The sequence below is a fragment of the Mesorhizobium sp. M0106 genome, assembly GCF_040322715.1.
GTDB lineage: Bacteria > Pseudomonadota > Alphaproteobacteria > Rhizobiales > Rhizobiaceae > Mesorhizobium.
This window is the reverse complement of record NZ_JAMYUA010000002.1, coordinates 129,141-147,981: the sequence shown is the minus strand read 5'-3', so window position 1 is coordinate 147,981 and position 18,841 is coordinate 129,141. Positions and strand designations below refer to the sequence as shown.

20 protein-coding genes are annotated in these 18,841 nt (G+C 63.5%); 14 read left to right on the top strand and 6 right to left on the bottom strand.

Annotated features, from left to right (window positions below; all coding sequences use genetic code 11):
• The first annotated feature begins 172 nt into the window (after positions 1-172).
• The 9 genes from NKJ55_RS02475 to NKJ55_RS02435 all read left to right on the top strand — a co-directional run bounded on the left by NKJ55_RS02475 (position 173) and on the right by NKJ55_RS02435 (position 9,977).
• Positions 173-1,072 (top strand): LysR family transcriptional regulator, encoded by a 900-nt coding sequence (locus NKJ55_RS02475; RefSeq protein ID WP_352448524.1) that lies wholly within the window; start codon positions 173-175, stop codon positions 1,070-1,072.
• Positions 1,073-1,205: 133 nt separating this feature from the next.
• On the top strand, positions 1,206-1,685 hold the full coding sequence (locus NKJ55_RS02470; RefSeq protein WP_352448523.1) for a formate dehydrogenase subunit gamma: 480 nt from the start codon (positions 1,206-1,208) through the stop codon (positions 1,683-1,685).
• A complete protein-coding gene (locus tag NKJ55_RS02465) occupies positions 1,682-3,238 on the top strand; it encodes a formate dehydrogenase beta subunit (RefSeq protein WP_352448522.1) in 1,557 nt (518 codons plus the stop codon). The genes NKJ55_RS02470 and NKJ55_RS02465 overlap by 4 nt, the downstream gene beginning before the upstream one ends.
• A gap of 12 nt (positions 3,239-3,250) precedes the next feature.
• Positions 3,251-6,163, top strand: a complete 2,913-nt coding sequence (gene fdhF / locus NKJ55_RS02460; protein ID WP_352448521.1) for a formate dehydrogenase subunit alpha — start codon at positions 3,251-3,253, stop codon at positions 6,161-6,163.
• Between the two features lie 3 nt (positions 6,164-6,166).
• A complete protein-coding gene (fdhD, locus tag NKJ55_RS02455) occupies positions 6,167-6,997 on the top strand; it encodes a formate dehydrogenase accessory sulfurtransferase FdhD (RefSeq protein ID WP_352448520.1) in 831 nt (276 codons plus the stop codon).
• A complete protein-coding gene (locus NKJ55_RS02450) occupies positions 6,987-7,295 on the top strand; it encodes a formate dehydrogenase subunit delta (protein WP_352448519.1) in 309 nt (102 codons plus the stop codon). Before fdhD ends, NKJ55_RS02450 begins: the two co-directional genes overlap by 11 nt.
• Before the next feature lie 104 nt (positions 7,296-7,399).
• On the top strand, positions 7,400-8,953 hold the full coding sequence (locus NKJ55_RS02445; protein ID WP_352448518.1) for an alpha/beta fold hydrolase: 1,554 nt from the start codon (positions 7,400-7,402) through the stop codon (positions 8,951-8,953).
• A gap of 110 nt (positions 8,954-9,063) precedes the next feature.
• On the top strand, positions 9,064-9,537 hold the full coding sequence (locus tag NKJ55_RS02440) for a carboxymuconolactone decarboxylase family protein (protein ID WP_352448517.1): 474 nt from the start codon (positions 9,064-9,066) through the stop codon (positions 9,535-9,537).
• Between the two features lie 77 nt (positions 9,538-9,614).
• A complete protein-coding gene (locus tag NKJ55_RS02435; protein WP_352448516.1) occupies positions 9,615-9,977 on the top strand; it encodes a nuclear transport factor 2 family protein in 363 nt (120 codons plus the stop codon).
• Positions 9,978-10,401: 424 nt separating this feature from the next.
• Here the strand turns inward: NKJ55_RS02435 and NKJ55_RS02430 are convergent, their stop codons facing one another.
• Positions 10,402-10,902, bottom strand: a complete 501-nt coding sequence (locus tag NKJ55_RS02430; protein WP_352448515.1) for an MmcB family DNA repair protein — start codon at positions 10,900-10,902, stop codon at positions 10,402-10,404.
• A 213-nt stretch (positions 10,903-11,115) separates the two neighbouring features.
• Here NKJ55_RS02430 and NKJ55_RS02425 point away from each other — a divergent pair, with 213 nt between their 5' ends.
• Positions 11,116-11,439, top strand: a complete 324-nt coding sequence (locus NKJ55_RS02425) for a hypothetical protein (RefSeq protein ID WP_352448514.1) — start codon at positions 11,116-11,118, stop codon at positions 11,437-11,439.
• A gap of 668 nt (positions 11,440-12,107) precedes the next feature.
• On the opposite strand, the gene NKJ55_RS02420 is transcribed toward NKJ55_RS02425, so the two are convergent.
• Positions 12,108-12,407 carry a DUF1330 domain-containing protein gene (locus NKJ55_RS02420; RefSeq protein WP_023717905.1) on the bottom strand — a complete coding sequence of 100 codons (300 nt, stop codon included), beginning with the start codon at positions 12,405-12,407 and terminating at the stop codon, positions 12,108-12,110.
• A 150-nt stretch (positions 12,408-12,557) separates the two neighbouring features.
• On the opposite strand from NKJ55_RS02420, the gene NKJ55_RS02415 reads away from it, so the two are divergent.
• The 4 genes from NKJ55_RS02415 to NKJ55_RS02400 all read left to right on the top strand — a co-directional run bounded on the left by NKJ55_RS02415 (position 12,558) and on the right by NKJ55_RS02400 (position 14,207).
• The gene (locus tag NKJ55_RS02415; RefSeq protein ID WP_023717906.1) at positions 12,558-12,884 is read left to right on the top strand and encodes a GYD domain-containing protein; all 327 of its coding nucleotides are present in this window, start codon (positions 12,558-12,560) and stop codon (positions 12,882-12,884) included.
• A gap of 112 nt (positions 12,885-12,996) precedes the next feature.
• Positions 12,997-13,125 (top strand): hypothetical protein, encoded by a 129-nt coding sequence (locus tag NKJ55_RS02410; protein WP_302893588.1) that lies wholly within the window; start codon positions 12,997-12,999, stop codon positions 13,123-13,125.
• Positions 13,126-13,251: a hypothetical protein gene (locus tag NKJ55_RS02405; RefSeq protein WP_352448513.1), complete on the top strand. Its 126-nt coding sequence runs from the start codon at positions 13,126-13,128 to the stop codon at positions 13,249-13,251.
• A gap of 338 nt (positions 13,252-13,589) precedes the next feature.
• A complete protein-coding gene (locus NKJ55_RS02400) occupies positions 13,590-14,207 on the top strand; it encodes a L,D-transpeptidase (protein WP_352448678.1) in 618 nt (205 codons plus the stop codon).
• A gap of 110 nt (positions 14,208-14,317) precedes the next feature.
• On the opposite strand, the gene NKJ55_RS02395 is transcribed toward NKJ55_RS02400, so the two are convergent.
• The 4 genes from NKJ55_RS02395 to murJ all read right to left on the bottom strand — a co-directional run bounded on the left by NKJ55_RS02395 (position 14,318) and on the right by murJ (position 18,805).
• Positions 14,318-14,887, bottom strand: a complete 570-nt coding sequence (locus NKJ55_RS02395) for a NifU family protein (protein WP_023676386.1) — start codon at positions 14,885-14,887, stop codon at positions 14,318-14,320.
• 278 nt (positions 14,888-15,165) lie between these two features.
• Entirely contained in the window at positions 15,166-15,657 is a 492-nt protein-coding gene (locus NKJ55_RS02390) for a universal stress protein (protein ID WP_023676385.1), read from the bottom strand.
• Between the two features lie 185 nt (positions 15,658-15,842).
• A complete protein-coding gene (gene trpS / locus NKJ55_RS02385; RefSeq protein ID WP_352448512.1) occupies positions 15,843-16,925 on the bottom strand; it encodes a tryptophan--tRNA ligase in 1,083 nt (360 codons plus the stop codon).
• Between the two features lie 281 nt (positions 16,926-17,206).
• Complete coding sequence (murJ, locus tag NKJ55_RS02380; protein ID WP_352448511.1) at positions 17,207-18,805, bottom strand: murein biosynthesis integral membrane protein MurJ; 1,599 nt, start codon at positions 18,803-18,805, stop codon at positions 17,207-17,209.
• Between the last annotated feature and the right edge of the window lie 36 nt (positions 18,806-18,841).

The following is an 18,841-nucleotide window of genomic DNA, read 5'->3' as shown; positions in this document are numbered from 1 at the left end:
GTCCACGACCCCCGTCTCATCCACATAGCGCCGCATTCCATCGCGGGAAACAGTAAGCCGGCTGAAAGATGTGGATGCGGGCGATTTACACAGGCGGCTTGCGGCCGAAGGCGATTTCCACGACGTTGCGCGCTACAATCGGACACAGCGTCCGTGACAGGCTCCCGACGGCATGATCGACAAGCTGGAATTCTTCATAGCACTTGCCAGGGAAGAACATTTCGGTCGGGCGGCGGAGGTGTGCGGCGTCACCCAACCGACGCTTTCGGCCGGCATCAAGCAGCTGGAAGGCCAGCTCGGCGTGATGCTGGTGCTGCGCGGCTCGCGCTTCCAGGGATTGACGCCGGAAGGCAAGCAGGTGTTGGTGTGGGCGCGCCGCATCGTCGGCGACAGCAGGACCATGCGCGAGGAGATGCGGGCGGCACGCCACGGCCTGTCAGGGCGCATCCGCATCGCCGCGATCCCGACGGCGCTGGCCATGGTGGCGCGACTGACGACGCCGTTTCGGGCAAAGCACCCCGGCGTCACCTTCTCGGTGCTGTCGCGGACCTCAATCGAGGTGCTGTCGCTGCTCGGCAATTTCGACATCGACGCCGGCGTCACCTATCTCGACAACGAGCCGCTCGGACGCGTCACCAGCGTGCCGCTCTACGACGAGCGCTACCAACTGATCACCGCCGTCGGGAACCCCTATTCCGACCGCGACAAAGTGACATGGGCGGAACTCAGCCAGCTGCCGCTCTGCCTGCTGACGCCGGACATGCAGAACCGCCGCATCATCGACCAGCATCTGGCCGAAGCCGGCGTGCAGGTGCGGCCGACATTGGAATCCAACTCGATGATCGTGCTGTTTTCGCATATCCGCACCGGCAAATGGTCGTCGATCATGCCGCTTAACCTCTCGGAAACCTTCGGTTTTTCCGAGCCGATCCGGGCGATCCCGATCGTCGAGCCCGACGCAAGCCACACGGTCGGGCTGGTGGCGGCGCGGCGCGAACCGCACACGCCGCTCGTCTCGGCGCTGTTGGACGAGGCAATGGCGCTGGCGGACGATTTCCGCGGCCGCCGCTAGGCTAGACAATGCTGGTGACTGCGAACGATAGAAAATTTCTATCGAGCAACGGATCGGCTTTATTGATTTAGCGGGTTTCCTCTGATTTCCTAAGCACTTAGCGGAAGACCGCCACGACCAGGGAGGGCGCTGCATGACGATGCAGCCTGCAAGTACCGAGATCGCATCGCGCACCGCGGCGATCATCCACGAGCTGAAAGGCCTCGAAGGCCCGCTGCTGCCGATCCTGCACGGCATCCAGGAAGAGTTCGGTTATGTGCCGCAGGACGCGCTTCCGGTCATCGCCGAGGCGCTGAACATCTCCAGGGCCGAGGTGCACGGCGTCGTGACCTTCTATCACGATTATCGCAGCCAGCCGGCTGGCCGCCATGTGCTGAAGCTCTGCCAGGCGGAAGCCTGCCAGTCGATGGGTTCGGATGCGATCGCCGCCAAGCTCAAATCATTGCTGGGCATCGGCTTCCACGAGACAACCCGTGACGGTTCGGTGACGCTGGAGCCGGTCTATTGCCTCGGCCTTTGCGCCTGCTCACCGTCGGCGATGCTGGACGGGGAGGTGATCGGTCGGCTCGACGACGAAAAGCTCAACGAGATCGTTGCCGAGGTGCGCTCATGATCCCGCGTATCTATATTCCCGGCGATTCCGGCGCGCTGGCGCTCGGCGCGGAAAAGGTCGCCAAGGCGATTCGGGCGGAACTGGCCGAGCGCGGCATCGAGGCCAAGATCGTGCGCAACGGCTCGCGCGGCGCCTATTTCCTCGAGCCGATGGTCGAAGTGGCAACAGCTAGTGGCCGCGTCGCCTATGGGCCGGTGAAGCCCTCCGACGTCAAAAGCCTGTTCGACTGCGGCTTTCTCACCGGCGGCCACCACAAGCGCTGGCTGGGCGCACCGGACAAGATCCCGTTCCTTGCCAGGCAGACGCGGCTGACCTTTGCGCGCTGCGGCGTCACCGATCCGCTGTCGCTCGATCACTACAAGGCGCATGGCGGGCTGAAGGGCCTGCAGAATGCAGTGGCGATGACGCCGGCCGAGGTCGTCAAGCAGGTGACCGAGTCCGGGCTGCGCGGTCGTGGCGGCGCCGGCTTCCCGACTGGCATCAAATGGAAAACTGTGCTCGATACGTCGGCCGACCGCAAATACATCGTCTGCAATGCCGATGAAGGCGATTCCGGCACGTTCGCCGACCGCATGATCATGGAAGGCGACCCCTTCGTGCTGATCGAAGGCATGGCGATCGCCGGCATCGCCACCGGCGCGACCAAGGGCTTTATCTATATCCGCTCCGAATATCCGCACGCGGTGGCGGTGATGCAGAAGGCCGTCGAGATCGCCCGCAAGGCCGGCGTGCTCGGCGTCAATGTGCTCGGCTCGGCCAATTCATTCGACATGGAAGTGCGCGTCGGCGCCGGCGCCTATGTTTGCGGCGAGGAAACCGCCCTGCTCGACAGCCTCGAAGGCAAGCGCGGACAGGTGCGGGCCAAGCCGCCGCTGCCGGCGCACAAGGGCCTGTTCGGCAAGCCGACAGTGATCAACAACGTCATCTCGCTGGCCTCGGTGCCGGTGATCATGGACAAGGGCGCCGCCTTCTACAAGGATTTCGGCATGGGCCGTTCACGCGGCACCATCCCGATCCAGATTGCCGGCAACGTCAAGTATCCCGGTCTCTACGAGGCGGCGTTCGGCATGACGCTGGGCGAGATCGTCGACGATATCGGCGGCGGCACGGCGACGGGACGCCCGGTCAAAGCGGTGCAGGTGGGTGGCCCGCTCGGCGCCTATTTCCCGCGCGCGCTGTTCGACACGCCGTTCGACTACGAAGCGTTTGCCGCCAAGGACGGGCTGATCGGCCATGCCGGCATCGTCGTTTTCGACGACAGCGCCGACATGCTGAAGCAGGCACGCTTTGCCATGGAATTCTGCGCCATCGAGAGCTGCGGCAAGTGCACGCCGTGCCGCATCGGCTCGACGCGCGGTGTCGAGGTGCTGGACCGGCTCGCCCAGAACGTCGAACCGGAAAAGCAGATCGCGCTGGTCACCGACCTTTGCAACACGATGAAGTTCGGCTCGCTTTGCGCTCTCGGCGGCTTCACCCCATATCCAGTGATGAGTGCACTCAACCATTTCCCGGACGACTTTCGGCCGACGCCGGTCGCCGAAGCAGCGGAATAGGAGCGGACAGGCATGAACGCGGCATTCGACATCAAATCGCTGGTCCAAGAAATCGACTACGGCACACCTGCCTCTGAAGCCGAGCAGCAAGTGACGCTGACCGTCGACGGCAAGTCGATAACGGTGCCGGCCGGTACCTCGATCATGCGCGCTTCGATGGAAGCCGGCGTCGAAATCCCGAAACTGTGCGCAACCGACATGCTGGACTCGTTCGGCTCCTGCCGGGTCTGCCTCGTCGAGATCGACGGGCGCGGCGGCACGCCGGCCTCGTGCACGACGCCGGTCGGCGAAGGCATGGTCGTGCATACGCAGAGCGATCGGCTAGACGCCATTCGCCGCGGCGTGATGGAACTCTACGTCTCCGACCATCCTGCGGCGTGGGGCGAGAAGGCCGGCACTGGCGCCAGCGAGTTCGACAAGATCGTCAGGACGGTCGGCCTGATCGAGAACCGCTTTGGCGTGGACGGCCGCAACCACGTCAAGCAGGAAAACGGCGTGGCGCCCGGCCATGGCTCGCTGACCATCGATTACATCGCCCGCGATGAATCGAACCCGTATTTCACCTACGATCCGACGCAGTGCATCGTCTGCTCGCGCTGCGTGCGCGCCTGTGAGGAGGTGCAGGGCACCTTCGCGCTGACCATCGAGGGCCGCGGCTTCGAATCCAGGGTCTCGGCCGGCATGCACGAGGCGTTCGTCGATTCCGAATGCGTGTCGTGCGGGGCCTGCGTGCAGGCCTGCCCGACCGATGCGCTGAGGGAAAAGACCGTGCTGGCGAAAGGCCTGCCCGAGCGCTCGACCGTCACCACCTGCGCCTATTGCGGCGTCGGCTGTTCGTTCAAGGCCGAGGTCAAGGGCGACGAGGTCATCCGCATGATGCCCTACAAGGCAGGCAAGGCCAACCACGGCCACTCCTGCGTCAAGGGCCGCTTCGCCTATGGCTATGCGACGCACAAGGACCGGATCCTGAAGCCGATGATCCGCGAGCGGGTCAGTGATCCGTGGCGCGAAGTGTCGTGGGAAGAGGCGCTCACCCACACGGCGAATGAATTCCGCCGCATCCAATACCAGTACGGCCGCACCTCGATCGGCGGCATCACCTCCTCGCGCTGCACCAACGAGGAGACCTACCTCGTCCAGAAGCTTGTCCGGCAGGGCTTCCGCAACAACAATGTCGATACCTGCGCCCGCGTCTGCCATTCGCCGACCGGCTATGGTCTCGGCCAGACCTTCGGCACCTCCGCCGGCACGCAGGACTTCGATTCGATCGAGCAGACGGACGTGATCCTGCTGATCGGCGCCAATCCGACCGATGCGCATCCGGTGTTCGCTTCGCGCATGAAAAAGCGCATGCGCCAGGGCGCCAGGCTGATCGTGCTCGATCCGCGCCGCACCGACATCGTGCGCTCGGCCCATGTCGAAGCTCAGTTCCATCTGCCGCTGAAGCCGGGCACCAACGTCGCCATGCTGACCGCGCTTGCCCATGTCATCGTCACCGAAGGCCTGTTCGACGAGGCGTTCATCCGCGAGCGCTGCGACTGGGACGAGTTCCAGGACTGGGCATCGTTCGTGGCGCTGCCGGAAAACAGCCCGGAAGTGGTCGGCCAGCTTGCCAATGTCGATCCCGACGACATACGCGGCGCGGCGCGGCTCTACGCCCGCGGCGGCAACGGCGCGATCTATTACGGCCTCGGCGTGACCGAGCACAGCCAGGGCTCGACCACCGTCATCGCCATTGCCAACCTCGCCATGGCGACCGGCAATATCGGCCGGCCGGGCGTCGGCGTGAATCCGCTGCGCGGCCAGAACAATGTGCAGGGCTCCTGCGACATGGGCTCGTTCCCGCACGAGCTTCCCGGCTATCGCCACATTTCAGGCGACGCGGTGCGCGCCATCTATGAGAGCCTGTGGGGCGTCAAGCTCGACGACGAGCCCGGCCTGCGCATCCCCAATATGCTGGACGCCGCCGTCGACGGCTCGTTCAAGGGGCTCTATGTGCAGGGCGAGGACATCCTGCAGTCGGACCCCGACACCAAGCATGTCGCCGCCGGTCTCGCCGCGATGGAATGCGTCGTCGTGCACGACCTCTTCCTCAACGAGACGGCCAACTACGCGCATGTGTTCCTGCCCGGCTCGACGTTCCTCGAGAAGGACGGCACCTTCACCAATGCCGAGCGCCGCATCAACATGGTGCGCAAGGTGATGGAGCCGAAATGCGGCTATGCCGACTGGGAAGCGACGCAGGAGCTCGCCAAGGCGCTCGGCCTCGGCTGGAACTACACGCATCCGTCCCAGATCATGGACGAGATCGCCAAGACAACACCAAGTTTCGCCGGCGTTTCCTTCGACCTTCTCGACCGGGTGGGCTCGGTGCAGTGGCCCTGCAACGAGAAGTCGCCGGAAGGCACGCCGATCATGCATATCGGCGGCTTCGTGCGCGGCAAGGGCAAGTTCATCCGCACCGAATACGTCGCGACCGACGAAAGGACCGGACCGCGCTTCCCGCTGCTGCTGACCACCGGCCGCATCCTGTCGCAATACAATGTCGGCGCGCAGACCCGGCGCACCGACAATGTGGTCTGGCATAGCGAGGACCGGCTGGAGATCCATCCGCACGATGCCGAAAATCGCGGCCTGCGCGACGGCGACTGGGTGCGGCTGACCAGCCGCTCCGGCGAGACGACGCTGCGCGCGCTGATCACCGAGCGGGTGTCGCCGGGCGTCGTCTATACGACCTTCCACCATCCCGACACCCAGGCCAACGTCATCACCACCGACTTCTCCGACTGGGCGACCAACTGCCCGGAATACAAGGTGACCGCGGTGCAGGTGGGTGCATCCAACGGCCCGTCGGAATGGCAGCGCGACTATGACGAGCAGGCAAAGCAAAGCCGCCGCATCGCGAAGTTGGAAGCGGCGGAGTAGTCCTTGACCGCGCGCCGCAAAGCCATTTCGCAGATCTCGCGTCTCGCGCGCCGCGCCGGCGGCACTGCGGCCGCCAACCGCATGGTGCCGGAAGAGACGCCGGTGGCGTTCTCCTTTGCCGGCACCACGCATGCGGTGATGATGGCAAGCCCGGCTGATTTCGAGGATTTCGCGCTCGGCTTCTCGCTGACCGAAGGCATCATTGCCTCGCCGGACGAAATCGAAGCGATCGAGGTCGAGGATCACGGCGCCGGCATCGATATCCAGATCCGGCTGAAGGACCAGGCCAACACCCGCTTCGAAGCGCGGCGGCGCAGGCTCGCCGGGCCGGTCGGCTGCGGGCTGTGCGGCATCGAATCCATCGAGGAGGCAATGCGCTCGGTAAACCCGGTCGGTGCGTCGCAACTTACACTTCAGGCCAATGACATCGTCCGCTCGGTCAAGCTTTTGTCGAAGCTGCAGCCGCTGCACGCCGAGACCGGTGCCGTCCACGCCGCCGGTTTTTACCTTCCCGGCAAGGGCATCGTCATGGCGCGCGAGGATGTCGGCCGCCATAACGCGCTGGACAAGCTGGCCGGCGCGCTGGCCAAAGCCGGTATCGACGGCGCCAACGGTGCGGTCGTCGTCACGTCGCGCGTTTCGGTCGAGATGGTGCAGAAGACCGCGGCGATCGGCTCGGCCGTCATCATTGCCGTCTCGGCGCCGACCGCACTTGCCATCCGCACCGCAGACGATTCCGGCATGACGCTGGTGGCGCTGGTGCGCGGCGACGATTTCGATATTTTCACCCATCCTGACCGCGTGGTTTCCGGAGTTGCCAAGCATGTCGCATGACGAAGGCCACCTCATGAGCACCAGCGAAAAGCTGGTTCGCATGGCCAACCAGATCGCCGCCTTTTTCCACTCAAAGCCGCGCGAGCAAGGCATTGCCGGCGTCGCCGAGCACATCAACAAGTTCTGGGAGCCGAGGATGCGCCGGCAATTGTTCGAGATGCTGGACAGCGGCGGCGAAGGGTTCAACGAACTTGTCGTCGCGGCCGCGCCCAGGATCAAGCGGCCGGGCGCGCCGGAGGGCGCAGGTTTCAGCGCTGGCGGAGCGAACACCGAGACGACCGCCGCGTCACAGAAGTAGGCGCCGCGGGCCTATATTCACTCGCTCTAAGGTTTCATCTGCCGCAAGCTACGCGCCTCTGCTATGATCGGCGACAGGAAATCGTCGGGTCGGGCGGGCAACTCGTGAGGCCGATCGAAACTCGATACGCGCTCAGTGGCGACGTGCGGATCGCCTATCAGGTGGTCGGCCAGGGATCGCTCGATCTCGTCTTCGTGCCGGGTTTCATTTCCAATCTCGACCTGCACTGGGAAGACGAGGGCTACACCCGGCTGTTGAAGCGGCTTTCCGCGTTCTCACGGCTGATCCTGTTCGACAAGCGCGGCACCGGTCTGTCCGACCGCGTCGATGTCCACCACCTGCCCAGCCTCGAAACCCGCATGGACGATGTGCGCGCGGTGATGGATGCGACCGGCAGCGGCCGCGCCGCCTTGCTCGGCGCTTCGGAAGGCGCGCCGATGGCAATGCTGTTCGCCGCCACCTACCCGGAGCGGACGCGGGCGCTGGCGCTTTATGGCGGCTATGCGCATTTCCACAAATGGGTGATGCCGCCGGAACGCCTTGAGGCGTTCATCGCGACGGCGGAGACCGCATGGGGCACCGGCGCCACCCTGCCGCATTTCGCGCCCGGCCGCGTCGACGATCCGCGTTTCGCCACATGGTGGGCGCGCTTCGAGCGGCTGTCGGCGAGCCCGACCGCGGCAATCGCCCTGGCCCGCATGAATGCAGCTATCGACGTGCGCGGCGTGCTGGCGGCGATCAGCGCACCGACGCTGCTCATCCATCGCCGCAACGATGCGCGCGTCGACCCGGAGGCCAGCCGCTTCCTGGCAAGGAAGATCCCGAATTCGCGGCTGGTCGAGGTGGCCGGGCGCGACCATCCGATCTGGACCGGCGATGTCGATCGGGTGGCCGATCTGATCGAGGAGTTCCTGACCGGCGCGCGCGCCGTTGCCGAGGCCGAGCGCGTGCTGGCTGCACTGCTGGTCACCCGGATCTACGACACGGCGCGGCTTGGCGACCGCATATGGAGCGAGCGCACCCAGCGTTTTCAGGAAACATGGCGGCTGCTGGTCGGGCGCCATGGCGGCCGCCCGGCCGGCACGCATGGCGAGCTGATGATGGCGCGCTTCGACGGCCCGGCGCGGGCCGTACGCTGCGCGGCGGCGCTGCGCGATGCGGCGCAGGAGATCGGCATCGCCAGCGCGCAGGGCGTGCATGTCGGCGAGGTCGAGTTGCGTGGGCCGCCGACGGGGTTGACGGCGCGCGTGACGATGCAGCTTGCCGCGCATGCCGGGCGCGGCGACATCCTCGCTTCGCGGCTGGTCGCCGACCTCGCCGCCGGTTCAGGCCTTCATTTCAATGACGCCGGGCGCATCGCGCTTGACGAGCTGGATGAGCCGCTGGCGCTGGTGCAGGCGACCTCGGAACAGCATCTGGAGCCGGCCTGCCGGCCGAAGGCCAAGGCTGCCGAGCCGGCCGCACTGACGGCGCGCGAAAGCGAGGTGGTGAACCTCATCGCCGATGGCAAGAGCAATGCCGCGATCGCCGCCGAACTCGGGCTGAGCGAACACACCGTCAAGCGCCACGTCGCCAATATTCTGCTCAAGCTGGACCTGCCGTCGCGGGCGGCGGCGGCGGCGTTCTCGGCCCGGCACGCTGGCCCGCACGGGCCATAGGAGCCATGGCGCTTTCGGACGAAGCGGCCAGGCATGCGTAAGCGCTATCACTTCGTCCCATGCAGGCCAGGCGGATGTCGCCGGGAAGGCGCTGCGAAGGGAGGAATAAAATGCTGAAGTCGACACTCAAATCACTGGTGCTGGCGGCAGGCGTTGGCGCGCTGTTGGCGATCGTTCCTGCCAAGGCCGAAGACGCCTCAGCGACCGCTGCCTACAAGGACATCCAGGCAACGCTCGGCTCGGTGCCGGACATGTTCAAGACGCTGCCGGATGTCGCCGTTGCCGGCGCCTGGGCCGAGATCAAGGGCGTGCAGCTCAACCCGAACACCGCGCTCGACGGCAAGACCAAGGAATTGATGGGCCTCGCCGTCGCCTCGCAGATCCCCTGCCAGTACTGCATCTATTTCCACACGCAGGCGGCCAAGCTCAATGGCGCCAGCGACGAGGAGATCAAGGAGGCGGTGGCGATGGCGGCGATCGTGCGCCACTGGTCGACGATGCTCAACGGCAGCCAGGTCGATCTCGCCACTTTCAAGAAGCAGTCCGACGAGGTGTTCGCGGCCGTCAAGGCGAAGTCGCAGTGAACCACCTGCCCGTCTATGAGCGCCGGGCGGTTCTGATCAATTGAACGCCCGGTGAAGACGGGCCTATGGAGGAAAAAATGCTGACCAAGACACAGACGATAGACGGCGCTGCGATCAAGAAGGCGATTGAGGGCCGTGATGGAAAATTGCTGGCGAGCTTCTATGCCGACGACGCATTGGTGCGGGTGATCGACCGCAACAACCCGCCGAGCAAGCCGCGCGAAATCCGCGGGCGCGCAGCGATCACCACGTTCTGGGACGACATTTGCAGTCGGGCGATGACCCACAAGGTCGACACCACCATCGCCGACGGCAACAATCTCGCCTTCACCCAGGCCTGCTCCTATCCGGACGGGACCAAGGTATTCTGCGCGGCGATGCTGGAGCTGAAGAACGGCCAGATCGCACGGCAGACGGTCGTGCAGGCCTGGGACGAATAAGGAGGCGGCGATGTTCAGTGCCAGATGGCAGATCGACGCCAAGTTCGGCCACAAGCAGACCGTGCTCGAACTGTTAAAGAATGAGAACGCGAGATCGGCACGCAGGTCGGTCTCGACGACCTCAAGTTCCAGACCATGACCGGATCGATCGGCGCGCGGGAAGCGACGGTCGAGTCCCACCAGCAGGTCGAAAGCCTCGCCAGTTGGAGGCGTTCTTCGCCAGGATCGGCAAGATCGCCGCGCACGCCAAATGGGGCAAGGAAATGGAGCCCTATGTCGTGTCGGGCACCAGCCTGTGGAACATCTACCGCATCGTGGAATAGCAGTCCGGCTTACTCCCTTCTCCCCGTCACTTACGGGGAGAAGGTGGCGGCAGCCGGATGAGGGGCAGCGCGACGTCTATAAGTACGGAGAGCGCAAACCCCTACTCGCTCTCGCCGTCCAGCGCCGGCACCGACACGCCGGCAAGCTCGGCCGCGAGCAGCCGCGACGCACCGGCGCGTGCGATCCGCAGCATCAGCGCCTTGCGCGTCGCCGCCGCCATGCGGTGCTCGGGCGCATCGCGCAGAATCTCGGCACCATAGCCGTCGGAGAGAATGAAGCCGCATTCCTCCGGAAAGATTTCGGAAGGCACGCCGGGATGCGTGGCGAAGAAGAACCGGTCGGAATGCAGCCGGTAGTCCGGCCATTTGCGGTCGACCCTGAAATCCTCGATCGAGGATTTGATCTCGATGATCCAGATGTCGCCCTGGCGGGTCAGCGCGACGAGATCGGCGCGCCGGCCGGTGGCCAGCGACAGTTCGGGCAAGACATGCGCGCCCATCTGCTTGAGCAGCCGCTGCACGCCACGCCTGACCAGCATGGCACGCTCCGACTGGCGGCCGTCGATGAGCGGATTGAGGGGTAGAGGTGAGATGATCGGCATGGAGGATACCATGGCAGATTTTGTTCACGGTTTGAACCGTTTTTGCGGGCGATTACGCACTTTACAAACACGGCGATGTGCCTGATACCTTGAATCCACAGTAGGAATCCGGGTTATGAGTGTCCTTTTCGAGCCACACTTCCACAACGAAGAAGCTGCTTTCGAACGGCTGGAGACGGGCAAGAAGGCCCGTTAGGCAATGGCTGAGTCACAATGAGCGTCGTGAGCGGTGTGGTGCTTTGTACGTCTTCTGCTGAAGCTCTATCGAGCCCGAACGGCCTGCCCATTCTCTTCGAGAGCATACAGGAATGGCTGGCAGAGCGCGCCCCCTTCCAACAACTTAACAGCGTCGAGGATAGCTTTGGCGGCAGCAAGCACCCGCAAATGTTTGTAGCCGGTGGTGGCTTCAACCATTTCCCTGAAGACGATTTTGCGGCCTACGTGATGTTGTTGCCTTGGCAAAACCCAGAAAACGTTGTGCTGGTGATCGACCCCGAAGAAGGACCTACCCGCGTCTTCAGGCCTTCCCGTTTGTAAAGTACATAATTGCCTTTTGAGAAACGATAAAGGCCCGCCCTTCCACAAGGCGTGCCGCTCGCGTTAGCAATGCAATTCCTACGGGTGACGGAGCTATGTTTTCGCGAGGCGTCGCCGTTGATCTAATATTCACCGCTGCAGGCCCGAGTGGTCATAGCGTGACCACAAAGGTGGCGAAGCATGGCTACTGAGAATACGAGTTTGACGGCCGAGCAAACCAGGCTCAACAGGATGCTCGCGCGGGGCGTCGTATTTTCCGTCATTTGGCTCGCCGGTTTCGGGTCTTCTTATGCACTCTACCAGGGGCTTCTGGCGCGACGGATGATAAAAATGAATCCCGTGCTTCCGGGAAATGGCCGCGCCTGGTGGTGCATCATTGTGGGAGGGCTTGGGGCCGCAGCCTTATGTGCGATAGTTGGCGCCGGCATTTTCAACGCCATGACACAACCCTAGGTCACGCTGTAACACCGCCTGCCGATCTGGTGTTGGGTCATATTGATTTGTAGGTCCCGTTCAATGAGTGCTTCCGGCGCCATCCTCCCATCATTGACCGTCATTTCCCGCCCGCAAGTTCAAAGCTTGCTGATTCATATCAGAATGCTCCTGTCCCGTCGCCGGGCCGCACCAGATATGGCAACTTAGATTTGCCATTGTCATCGACCCGGCCCTCAGCTAACCGGCATCATCCCCTCCAGAGCAATAATTCTCGTCTTTGCGCAGCGTTCGCGGATGGCTTTGAGGCGGCCGTATTCTGGAGAGTCGTACCATGCCAGGAGGGACGCCATGTCCGGGAATTCGACAATGACGAGGCGATGAGGTTCCCAATCGCCCTCCAGAACTTTGGTGGCTCCGCCGCGAGCGATGTACCTCCCCCCATAGCGGGCTTCGGTTGCCGGCACGTCCCGGCGGTATTCCTCGAAAACGGCGGCGTCGGTTATGTCTACATCAGCAATGAGATACGCGGCCATTGACCTTACTCCCTGAAAAAAACATTGAAACAGGTCTATTAGCGCCCCCGCAACTAAGCCAGCGGTACTACGCCTCGGAAACGACTCGCGTTCTCCCGGATTGGGGCGCTTAACTGTCTTGGTGGGGGCAGCTCTGGGAGGAGACGAACCATGCCGATGTATCTCACGCGATTCAGCTACAGGCCCGAAACCTGGGCGCGCTTGATGGATAATCCCGAGGATAGACGCGAGGCTGCCCGTTCCTACATCGAGTCGGTCGGCGGAAAGCTGCACGGGTTCTGGTATGCCTTCGGGGAGTACGATGGCTGGAACCTATGGGAGGCGCCGGACAACGTGTCGATGGCATCCGTCATGCTCGCCATCGGTGCGGGAGGCGCGCTCAGCTCGTACGAGACCACCGTCCTGTTAAGTGTCGAAGAGACGATGGACGCGCTTGGCAAAGCGAAGTCGATCCGGTACCGCCCGCCGGGATCGTGACCGCCGCCCGCGCTTTGCGGAGTGTCGAAGGCTGGGGAACGCTTGCTCTCGGACGGCGCACGTTGCAGCTTGCGCTTTCAATGTCTGCCACGGATTCTAGGAGGAGCATTAGATGACGGAAGATGACGACCGGAAATCGGCGACGCCGGAGGAAATCCGCTCGGCCATCAGAGGCTGGGCGGTGCTTGGGGCAATTATCGTTGCCGTGTTTGGTGCGGCCTACGTCATGATCGATAGTTGAATGGCCAACGATCCTGGTCGCCCCGATGGATTGCCTGAAAAGATCGGCACGGTCCTTGGTGCATTGGTGGTGATCGGCACGTTCGGGCTTCTGGCTTGGACCGTGCTTCGCGGCGTCCTTTATTAAACCCGGCCTGTCTGGACTTTCCCTTGCGGCGGCCGCGTCTCAGGCCGATCTCCTCGTTGCAACGGATGATCTTGGCCGCAGGCCAGAGCGCCGGGCAGCGTCACCGACATCCATGAGTGATTTCCTCGGCTCGGGGTTCTTGTTCCTGGCCCATTGATTTTGCAACATAATCCTGCGGGGGCTGTTGCCGAAATGCCATAGTCGCAGGTTTACCAGCACGCAAGTCCAAGGATGTAGGCATCGCCCGCTTGGCAAGCAAAGCAAATGCCAGCATGAATGAAGATGAAAAAAGCGGCCGACTCGAGCCGCTGTTGTTTGGGCAGGCATCGGACCTTTTCATGCGCATGAAGTCACTTGCAATCGTCGCGGCCCTGGCGCTGTCGACGGCTGTCGCCGGTTGCAGCACCATCGGCTCGCAGATCTTCACCAACAACTACGGCGCGGTGACCGACGCCGGCTATCATTTGCCGCGCGTTCCGATCGAAAAGGTGCCGTTCAAATACCGCCGGCAGATCGTCGACTACGACACCAGGGAAAAGCCGGGCACCATTATCGTCGATACGCAGAACAAGTTCCTCTATTTCGTCATGGGCGACGGCGAAGCGATGCGCTACGGCATCGGCGTCGGCCGTGAGGGTTTCGAATGGCACGGCACCGCCCATATCGCACTGAAGCGCGAATGGCCGACCTGGACACCGCCTTCGCAGATGATCAAGCGCCAGCCGGAACTGGCCAAGTTTGCCGGTGGCATGGAGCCGGGGTTGAAGAACCCGCTCGGCGCGCGCGCTATGTACCTGTTCAACAAGGGTGGCGACATGGGTTATCGCCTGCATGGCAGCCCGGAATGGAATTCGATCGGCAAGGCGATGTCATCGGGCTGCATCCGGCTGATGAACCAGGACATTATCGACCTCTACGACCGCACCTCGGTCGGCGCCAAGGTCATTGTGATATAAAACCCTTATACGCGGACCGTCTAGGCAACAACACAGACGTCGCAAACAGAAAACCGGGCACTTTGGCCCGGTTTTTTGTTGTCTATCCATGTTGACGATGGAACGTCGCGTCAGGAGACCTGTTCGACATGCTGCACTTCCGGCACAAAGTGCCGGAGCAGGTTCTGGATGCCGTGCTTCAGCGTCGCCGTCGACGACGGGCAGCCGGCGCAGGCGCCCTTCATGTGCAGGAACACGGTGCCGTTCTCGAAGCCGCGGAAGGTGATGTCGCCGCCATCCTGGGCCACCGCCGGGCGCACCCGCGTGTCGAGCAGCTCCTTGATGGTGACGACCAGCTCCTCGTCGGCCTTGTCGTAGAATTCGCCGGTCTGGCTGGTCTCGGCGGCGGGGCCGGCCTTGGCCATCACCGGGGCGCCGGACATGAAATGCTCCATGATGGCGCCGAGGATAGCCGGCTTCAGATGCTGCCAGTCGGGGCCGTCCTTGGTCACGGTGATGAAATCATAGCCGAAGAAGACGCCGGTGACGCCGGGGATTTCGAACAGCCGGCCGGCGAGCGGCGAAGCCGTCGCGGCGCTATCGGCATCGCGGAAATCGGCGGTGCCTTCTTGCAGCACTTCCTTGCCGGGCAGGAATTTCAGCGTCGCCGGGTTTGGCGTCGACTCGGTCTGGATGAACATGGCCGTCTCCGTGCCCGTTTCGGGCAGCTAGTTTGGAATAATTCTAATTAGGCTTTATCCGCCCGACATTCAAGCGAAAGGCATCGGGGGGAACGGCTGGCTGGCGGAATGTTTTGCTAGTTCGCTGAAACGATTGGAGATGTGTTGAGATTCAGGTCAGGCCGAGCCGAAAATGGTGGTTTCCGAGAACCGGAGCGGAGCGTACTTTTGGTACGTGAGCACCGGAAGCGCAGGAAGCCGCCACTTGCAGGCCGGCCTCACCTGAATATCAGCACATCTCAGGCGAGGCTGTCGATCTCCTCGTCCGACAGGTTCTGCGGCACCACCGTGACGGGAATCGGAAAGGCGGCGCCCTTGCCGGCGACCGCGCCGACCAGCGGCCCAGGCCCTTCCTTGCCGGCGCCTGCCGCCAGCACCAGGATGGCAATGTCCTGGTCTTCCTCGATCAGCTTGTGGATCTCTTCGGTCGGCTTGCCCTCGCGCACCACCAGTTCCGGCTCGATGCCGAGCTTCTGACGCACCTTGTTGGCGTAGCTGTCGAGTGCGGCACGCGCCGTGGCGGTCGCCTCCTCGCGCATGATCTTCTCGACACCCAGCCAGTGCTGGAAATCATCCGGCTCGATGACATAGAGCAGCACCAGTACGCCGCCCGTGCTCTGCGCCCGCTTCGAGGCGTAGGCGACGGCGCGCTCGCATTCGGGCGTGTCGTCGATGATCGCCAGGAACTTGCGGCGATGACCGACTTCGCGGCTGAGGCGTTTGGAGACCATATTCACCCTGTTCGATGGTTTCGGCCGCAATCTGCCACCGCCACAGCCCGCCCGCAAGCGACCGGCGGCTGTGGCAATGCTGGTGCAGCTTAAAGCGCGTCGCGTTCGACCAGCGACGCGCTTCAGGTTCTTGTTTTATGCATGTCGTTATCGCAAAACCGCTGCACACTTTTGCGCGACATGCATTAGCCTTGCAGCAGGCCGATAATGTCGCGCACGGTCTTCATGGTCGCTTCGGCCAATGTGCCGGCACGCTCGCCGCCATCGCGCAGCACCGCGTCGACGTAGGCGCGGTCGCTGGAGATGCGGCGCATCTCGCCGGCGATCGGCGCCAGTTTTTCCACCGCAAGGTCGGCCAGCGCCGGCTTGAACACCGAAAACTGCTGGCCGCCATATTCCTTCAGCACCGCCTCTTTCGAGATTTCGGCGAGGCCGGCATAGATGCCGACGAGGTTTTCCGCTTCCGGCCGGCCGGCAAGCCCGTCCAGTTCGCCGGGCAAAGCCTCCGGGTCGGTCTTGGCCTTGCGGATCTTCTTCGAGATGGCGTCGGCATCGTCGGTCAGGTTGATGCGCGACAGGTCCGACGGATCGGATTTCGACATCTTCTTCGAACCGTCGCGCAGCGACATGATGCGCGCTGCCGGGCCGCCGATGACCGGCTCGGTCAGCGGGAAATAGCCGTTCACCGTCTCTTCGCCGACCTGCATCTCGACGCCGACGCCAAGCGCGGCGATGCGGTCCGAAAAGTCGTTGTTGAATTTCTGCGCGATGTCGCGGGTCAGCTCCAGATGCTGCTTCTGGTCGTCGCCGACCGGCACGTGGGTAGCGCGGTAGACGAGGATGTCGGCGGCCATCAGGGAGGGATAGGCGAGCAGGCCGAGCGAGGCGTTCTCGCGGTCCTTGCCGGCCTTGTCCTTGAACTGCGTCATGCGGTTCATCCAACCGATGCGCGCCACGCAGTTGAAGATCCAGGCAAGCTCGGCGTGCTGCATCACCCGCGACTGGTTGAAGACGATGTGCTTGGTCGGGTCGATGCCGGAGGCGAGAAACGCCGCGGTGATCGAACGCGTCTGGTCCTGAAGATCCTCATAGACGAGCTGTGCGGTCAGCGAATGCAGATCGACGACGCAGTAGATGCAGTCGGAGGTGTCCTGCAGGGCGACAAATTTCTTGATGGCGCCGAGATAATTGCCGAGATGCAGATTGCCGGTTGGCTGGACGCCGGAAAAGACGAGTGGCTTGAAGGCGGGCCGGTTGAGGTCGGTCATGGTGTTTCCCTGGCTTGTGGAGGGCCGTTTCGCGCGCGGCGAAAGTCTTGCGACGGCGCGCTTATGGACGAGAGCGAGGAGACGATCAAGAGGGGCGTTGGCCAGGGCGCGCAGGCTTTGACGTCGGCCGAACAGAAGGCTGTTTGAGGGATGGCGCCGACCAGAAACAAAAACCCGCCTCGGTGGGCGGGTTGTTGGAGCCAATTAGCACCATACCGGGATTAATAGCATAGCTGCCGGCACAAAGCAAGAACAAAATTGGCGCTGATGAATTTTCCCCCTCACGGATCCGGAGATTGCTCCTTGACCGGCTGGGAGCCCTTGCGCCCGATATTGCGGCGGATCATGCCGAAATCGGCACCGCCGATGGCGAAGGCGGTGACGAAGTAAAGCAGCGCCCCGCCGGCGACGAGCGCAAGCAGCGTTACCGCCTTGATCACCAGCGGCGAGCCGGAGGCGAGCCTTGCGGCGAACCAGTGTTCGGCAAAATAGAGCGCCGCTGCCATCACCGCCGCCGACAGCACCAGCCGCGGGATGCGTTTCATGAGCGGCACGTCGCGGCCCCAATGGCCGCGCCGGATCAGCACGGCGAGCAGCATTGCCGCATTGACCCAGCCGGCGACAGCGGAGGCAACGGCAATGCCGGGCGCGCCCATCGTCGGAAACAGCGTCAGTGCCGTCGTAATGTTAACCGCCACCGAGATGGCGGCGAAAATCATCGGCGTGCGCGTGTCCTCGCGAGCGAAATAGCCTGGGGTGAACGCCTTGATCAGCACGAAGGCCGGCAGGCCGAGCCCGAAGATCGCCAGGATTGCCGCGACCGTCGGCGTCGAATTGTTGGCGGCAAAGGCGCCGCGCTCATAGACCAGCCGCACGATCGGCTCGGACATGACCAGCAGCGCGGCCGCCGCAGGCAAGGTCATGAAAAGGGTAAACTCGACCGAGCGGTTCTGCAGATTGGCGGCCTCGACCAGATTGCCCGATTTCAGCGCCCGCGACAGTTCCGGCAAAAGCACGATGGCGACGGCGACGCCGACGACGCCCAGCGGCAGCTGGTAAACGCGGTCGGCATAGGCCAGCGACGACACCGCGCTGTCCTGCGCCGACGCGATCGCCGTGCCGATCAGCTGGTTGATCTGGGTGATGCCCCCGGTGATCGCCGCCGGCAGCGCCAGGATCAGCAGCCGCTTGACGTTCGGCGTCATCTTCGGCCGCCGGAAGCCGATCGAAATGCCGGCATGGCGCACCGCCGCCCAGACGATCGCCAGCTGCACCAGGCCGGCCGCCAGCACGCCCCAGGCCAGCCCGAAACCGACGGTGCGGGCGTCCGAACCCTTGTACCAGGCATAGGCAAGCACGGCGATAAGGATGACGTTGAGGAACACCGGCGCCACCGCGGCGGCGAAATAGCGGCGCAGCGAATTCAGCATGCCGGCCATCATGGCGCCGAGCGACATGCAGATCAGATAGGGGAACATGACGGTCGCCAGCGCCACCGTCGTCTCGAATTTTCCCGGCGTGTCGGCAAAGCCCGGCGCCACCAGATAGCGCACGATCAGCGGCATCGCCAGTTCCATGGCGATGGTCAGCGCCAGCAGCGCCGTGAACAAGACGCCGAACACCTCTTCGGAAAAGCGCTTGGCGCCGTCGGTGCCGTGCGTCTCGATCTCCTTGGCGAACAGCGGCACGAAGGCGGCGTTGAAGGCGCCTTCGGCAAACAGCCGGCGAAAGGTGTTGGGAAACTGGAAGGCGGCGTTGAAGGCGTCGGCGATCGGCCCGGTGCCGAGTGCGGCAGCCATCAGCATCTCGCGGCCGAAACCGAGGGCGCGGCTCATCAGAGTGCCGGAAGCGACCGTGGCGAATTTCTTGACAAGGCTCATGCGCTTGAAGACTGCCTGTGCGATTGGGGCAAATGG